We start from the raw sequence: 5,312 nt of genomic DNA on the forward strand, positions 1-5,312 counted from the left end.
GGGTCTGGGTCTGGGTCTGGGTCTGGGTCTGGGTCTGGGTCTGGGTCTGGCAGAGAAAAAGCCGCTTACGCCGCGCTGGCTACTATCCTGCAAAATGAGGCATCGCGAACCGAGCTGATTAACCCGCTGCACAGTGCTTCCGAAAGTAACGCTAAACCCAACGATCCCGTCCTGGCGTTCCCTGAAGAAGATAATAAAACGGTGCTGAAAAGCGTAACGGACGTCAGCCGCTGAAGCAGTGGACGGTGCGTTTTGCGCTCGACAATAAACTGAAAAAACATTTTGATGTGGCGGGGATTAAAGCACCGCACCCAACGGTTCAGGTTATGCAAAACGGCAGCGAGCCGGACGCCGCCGCCGTTTTACCTTCCCTCCCGGCGCCGGAGTAATAAAGACGCCGGCGATGAGACGATTACAGCCGGCTCATCTGGCGTTCGCGGGCCGTTTTGTCCATAAAGGTCCAGGCGATAAAACGGCTCTGTTTCTGCCCCTGAGCCATTTCTACGGTGCGTACGGTATCCGCGCCGACCTGCTCCAACGCGCGCCATAACTCGGGCAGATTTTCGCGGCGGGACACCAGCGAAGTAAACCAGACGCACTGCTTCGCAAAATCCGCGCTTTCATTAATCATGCGGCTGATAAAGGCTTTTTCGCCGCCTTCACACCACAATTCTTCCTGCTGACCGCCAAAATTTAACGGCGCATTTTTATCCAGCCCCAGGTTACGCACCTTGCGTTGAGTCCCCTGCTGCGCTTCGATGGCGGAAGCGTGGAAGGGCGGATTACACAGCACGGCATGGTACTGCTCGTTTTTGTGGATAATGCCCTGGAAGATCGCCTGCGTGTTTTTCTGGCGACGCAGACGGATACCGCGATTCAGACCCGGATTGGCGGCAATAATAGCGTTAGCGGCACGCATCGCTTCTTCATTAATTTCACTGCCGGTAAAACGCCACTCATACTCCCGATAGCCAATCAGCGGATAAATACAGTTGGCCCCGCAGCCGATATCAAGCACGTTAATACTGCGCGGCACGACGGCGCGATTATCTTCTGCCAGCAGGTCGGCCAGATGATGGACATAGTCAGCACGGCCCGGCACCGGCGGACAAAGAAATCCTTCGGGGATTGCCCACTGCTCAACCTGGTAGAAATGCTTCAGCAGAGCCTGATTTAACATTCTTACCGCAGCCGGATCGGCGAAATCTACCGACTCATCACCGTACTGATTAACCGCCACATACTTCGCCAGCGGCGGATGGCTGGCAATCAGCGCGGGAAAATCATAGCGGCCACGATGGCGGTTACGAGGATGAAGCTGGGTTTTTTCGACAATCTTTTTCATGAACGGCTCTCTTATCTGCAGGCGCGTAAGATACCTGCTGCGGTAAAGATCGTAAACAATTCCCGCCTTTTTTCCCACGGCGAAGCGGCTACTATGTAATGACTACCCTTTTTTCAGGAGTTCAGATGTCCTCTTCCCGCCATACTTATCAGCCGCGTCTTGGTCACGGTTTGCCTCACGACCCTTTAAACGCCATTATCGGCCCGCGTCCCATCGGCTGGATCAGTTCACAAAGCGCCAGCGGCGAGCGCAATCTGGCGCCCTATAGCTTTTTTAACTGCTTTAACTATAAGCCGCCCATCATTGGTTTCTCCAGCCAGGGCTGGAAGGACAGCGTGGCAAATATCGTGGAAACCGGCGAATTTGTCTGGAATCTGGCCACTCGCGAGCTGGCCGTAGCGATGAATGAAAGTTCAGCCTCACTGCCGCGCGGCGAGGATGAGTTTGCCTTTTCCGGCGTCACGCCCATTCCCGGCACGCAGGTGGCCGTGAGCATGGTGGCTGAAAGCCCGGTGAATTTTGAATGCAAGCTGACGCAGGTTATCCAGCTGCAAGATGCCGATGGCGGCAAGCTGGAGCAGTGGCTGGTGCTGGGTGAAGCGGTAGCGATCCATATCGATCAAAAGCTGCTGGAAAACGGTATTTACCAGACAGCGAAAGCAAACCCTATTTTGCGCGCGGGCGGCCCCAGCGCCTACTACGCCATCAGTGATGAGCTGCGTTTTGATTTGGTAAGGCCGGATGCCCGCCCATCCTGAGTCGTTTTTCGTCGCCTCGTCAGGGGCGGCTTAGACCACTTTCTTTTAGCTTATTCACCACCGCTATCAGGCGCGGCCGACGAACGATTTGTTAAAGTGATGCCAATGCCCGCACCGTAAGCGGCGACGGCGATAAACAGCTTGTTCAGAAAGCCACGCTCCGCACTATTTTCCGTCAGGTCGCCGCTGCTTAATACGGCGCGAAACCCTGCTTTCTCCCGTTTTTTGGTATGATGTTCTTCATCACGAGCGCAGGCATGGAGCGATAATGAAGAGAATTGCAATTGATATGGATGAGGTCATCGCCGACTTTCATCCCAAAATGGTCGCCACCTTTAACCGCCATTTCTCGCTGGAACTGGCGCACAACGAACTGAACCTGTTCAGCCTGGCGCAGGAAAAGCCGGAGATGCTGCAGGAAATTTTTAGTCAGGTCAGCGAGGACGTAGAGTTCTTTGGCGATCTCGACGTGATTGCTGACAGCCAGCGTGTCATCGAGGCATTGAGCCAGCGTTACGAGATATTCATTACCACTGCCGCGATGCAAATGCCGTCCTCGTTTAATGCTAAATTTCGCTGGCTCAAGACTCACTTTCCGGCCATTAAACCCAGCAACATTGTCTTCTGCGGCAATAAAAGCATTATCAATGCGGATTATATGATTGATGACAACGCCCACAATTTTGAAGGGTTTTGTGGCGAAGGCATCCTCTACAGCGCGCCGCACAATTTGCAGGTGACCGGCTATCGCCGGGTGAAAAACTGGCAGGAAATAGAGAATATGTTGCTCTGATCCCCGCACTTTTGAACCATTATTGCCCGGCGCAGTGTTGCGCCCGCCTTCCGGCTTATCGTCCGTAAAGGAGAAGATATGATCCCCGTTTCGCTGATTCAGGAAGCCATTGAATGGCGCAGGCAGTTTCACTCTCAGCCGGAGCTGGGCTACCACGAATATAAGACTTCACAACGCGTGGCGACGCTGCTGCGCGAGTTTGGCCTGCAGGTGCATACGGGCCTGGCGAGCACCGGCGTGGTAGGCACGCTGGAAAACGGTCCTGGCCCCGCTATCGGCTTTCGCGCGGATATGGATGCCCTGCCTGTTACCGAACTGGGTAACGCACCGTGGCGCTCTTCGCAACCCGGCGTCATGCACGCCTGTGGACACGATGGGCATACGGCGATGCTGTTGGCAGCGGCGAAACATCTCAGCGCTACGCGGCGCTTCAGCGGCACGCTACATTTTGTTTTTCAGCCCGCGGAAGAGAATCTGGGCGGGGCCAGAAAAATGGTCGACGAGGGGTTGTTTACGCTGTTTCCTATGGAGGCTATCTATGGCCTGCATAACTGGCCGGGCCTGCCCGTGGGGCATCTGGCGGTGAACAGCGGCCCCATGATGGCCTCGCTGGACGCTTTTGAGATCACATTGCGCGGGAAAAGCTGCCATGCGGCGATGCCGGAAAACGGTGCAGACCCGATTGTGGCCGCCGCGCAGCTCATTCTGGCGCTGCAAACGATCCCGGCCCGGCGACTGTCGCCGCTCTCCTCTGCCGTCGTCAGCATCACGCAAATTAATGGCGGTGAGGCTATCAACGTCATTCCGGAAAGCGTCGTGCTTCGCGGCACGCTGCGCTGCCTGCAGGCCGATGTGCGTAGCCGGGTTCGCAGCATGATCGATGACTTTGTCACCACGTTTACCGCGCCGCTTGGCATTGATGGCAGCATTGTCTACCTGACGGATTATCCGGTGACCTGCAATCACCCCGCTGCTGCGCAGCAGGTTCGCGACTGCGCGCTGGCCCTACTGCCGCCAGAGCAGGTTCACTGGGAAACCAGCCCCTCGATGGCGTCGGAAGATTTCGCCTGTATGCTGGAGGCCTGTCCGGGCGCCTATTTCTGGGCAGGAGCAGACGGTAAGGTTCCGTCTGCTCCGCTACACAATGCCCGCTACGATTTTAACGATGACATTATCCCGGAAGGCATTACGTTCTGGACGGCGCTGGCGGAAAAACTTCTGCCGGTGAATTAGCCCTACAGCTTTGCGGGCGACGGCTTGAACAACCGCCCTGTAGCGCTTTTTTAGCTTCCGCCAAAAGGCCCGGCTGACGAAGCCCGGCCCTTTGGCTGCTTTCTCTGCGCAGAAAAGTGGTCCAGCCTGCCGGCCTCAGTAACCCGCCTTCGCTATTTGTTCCAACGCGCTTTCCACGTCCATTGCACGGCCCGTGGCAACGTAACAGCAGGCAATCTGCTGGCGCAGCGACTGGGGCACCGCCACTTCACGATTAAGGCAACGCCCAATCCACTCGGCTGTCGTTTCGGCTTCTTTACTCGCGGGCAAGGCATCACGGGCAACAGGAGACTCCGGCTGACGGGGCAACAGCAGCTCCGGTTCATCCCCGGCGATCAGATTCAGCGCCGGACAGCGCTGTGGATTGGCATAAACTTCGCCTTCCGTCCCGTTCAGCAGCAGTGCCCGACCGCCTACGGCCTGGAAAAATTTGCCCACGCGCGGAATATACTCAGGGTGAGACACGCTGGAAAGACGCAGCGCCGCATCTTCACCAAAGGGCGTCAGCAGCTTCGCCAGCGTATGCGCACTGTTGCGCACGCCCAGCTGCCAGCGCAGCGAGAGCTGTTGCGCCAGAGGGGCGCAAAGCGTTTCAACCGATATAAAGACCAGACTGCCCTCTTCCAGCCGCCGTTGCGCTTCCTGCATGTCGGATGCGGCCTTCACGCCCAGCGCAGCAAAAATAGCTTTACTGGTCACGCGCGTGGGGTCATCGCTGACGCCATGCACCACCACAGGAAAACCCAGCCGGGAAAGCAGCAGCGCCAGCAGCGGCGTCAGGTTCGCCTGTTTGCGTGCGCCGTTATAGCTGGGGATCACCACCGGCATCGGCAGGCTGGCAGGAGGCTGTAGTGTCAGCACGCGCGCCTGCAGAGCCCGATAAAAGCCGAGCATTTCCTCCTCGCCCTCACCTTTAATACGCAGCGCGATCAGGATAGCGCCCATCTCAAGCGGCGGTACCTCGTCCGCCAGCATCCGGCTTTAAAGCTCGCTGGCCGTAGCGGAATCAAGATCGCGGGCATGATTTTTCCCGCGGCCGATCTCTTTTATGATTTTCGTATAGTCCATGCTTCTGCTCTGTTGGGTTGTTAGCGCCGTCGCCGACGCACGGTTTTCTTGCCCGATACAGCCGCAACGGCTTTTG

5 protein-coding genes and 2 pseudogenes are annotated in these 5,312 nt (G+C 56.9%); 4 read left to right on the forward strand and 3 right to left on the reverse strand.

Going from position 1 to position 5,312, the window contains the following annotated elements:
- Nucleotides 1–224 precede the first annotated feature (224 nt).
- Nucleotides 225–389 (forward strand): annotated as a pseudogene (locus RTK32_RS18460) (mechanosensitive ion channel protein MscS); the annotation flags it as partial.
- A 23-nt stretch (nt 390–412) separates the two neighbouring features.
- On the opposite strand, the gene rlmF reads toward RTK32_RS18460, so the two are convergent.
- Nucleotides 413–1,345 carry a 23S rRNA (adenine(1618)-N(6))-methyltransferase RlmF gene (gene rlmF / locus RTK32_RS18465; RefSeq protein ID WP_312046542.1) on the reverse strand — a complete coding sequence of 311 codons (933 nt, stop codon included), beginning with the start codon at nt 1,343–1,345 and terminating at the stop codon, nt 413–415.
- A gap of 125 nt (nt 1,346–1,470) precedes the next feature.
- On the opposite strand from rlmF, the gene RTK32_RS18470 reads away from it, so the two are divergent.
- Nucleotides 1,471–2,103 (forward strand): flavin reductase family protein, encoded by a 633-nt coding sequence (locus tag RTK32_RS18470; RefSeq protein WP_312046544.1) that lies wholly within the window; start codon nt 1,471–1,473, stop codon nt 2,101–2,103.
- Between the two features lie 50 nt (nt 2,104–2,153).
- On the opposite strand, the gene RTK32_RS18475 is transcribed toward RTK32_RS18470, so the two are convergent.
- The gene (locus RTK32_RS18475; protein WP_312046546.1) at nt 2,154–2,387 is read right to left on the reverse strand and encodes a hypothetical protein; all 234 of its coding nucleotides are present in this window, start codon (nt 2,385–2,387) and stop codon (nt 2,154–2,156) included.
- Between RTK32_RS18475 and RTK32_RS18480 the strand changes: the two genes are divergently transcribed.
- Together RTK32_RS18480 and RTK32_RS18485 are read left to right on the forward strand one after the other, a co-directional pair.
- On the forward strand, nt 2,372–2,896 hold the full coding sequence (locus tag RTK32_RS18480; RefSeq protein WP_312046548.1) for a 5' nucleotidase, NT5C type: 525 nt from the start codon (nt 2,372–2,374) through the stop codon (nt 2,894–2,896). The genes RTK32_RS18475 and RTK32_RS18480 overlap by 16 nt on opposite strands.
- Before the next feature lie 78 nt (nt 2,897–2,974).
- Nucleotides 2,975–4,129, forward strand: coding sequence for a M20 aminoacylase family protein (locus tag RTK32_RS18485; protein WP_312046550.1), 1,155 nt, complete (start codon nt 2,975–2,977; stop codon nt 4,127–4,129).
- Between the two features lie 135 nt (nt 4,130–4,264).
- Here the strand turns inward: RTK32_RS18485 and ybiB are convergent.
- A pseudogene (gene ybiB, locus RTK32_RS18490) lies at nt 4,265–5,236 on the reverse strand (DNA-binding protein YbiB).
- Between the last annotated feature and the right edge of the window lie 76 nt (nt 5,237–5,312).

It is taken from the genome of Erwinia sp. (assembly GCF_031978025.1).
In the GTDB taxonomy this organism is placed as follows: domain Bacteria; phylum Pseudomonadota; class Gammaproteobacteria; order Enterobacterales; family Enterobacteriaceae; genus Erwinia.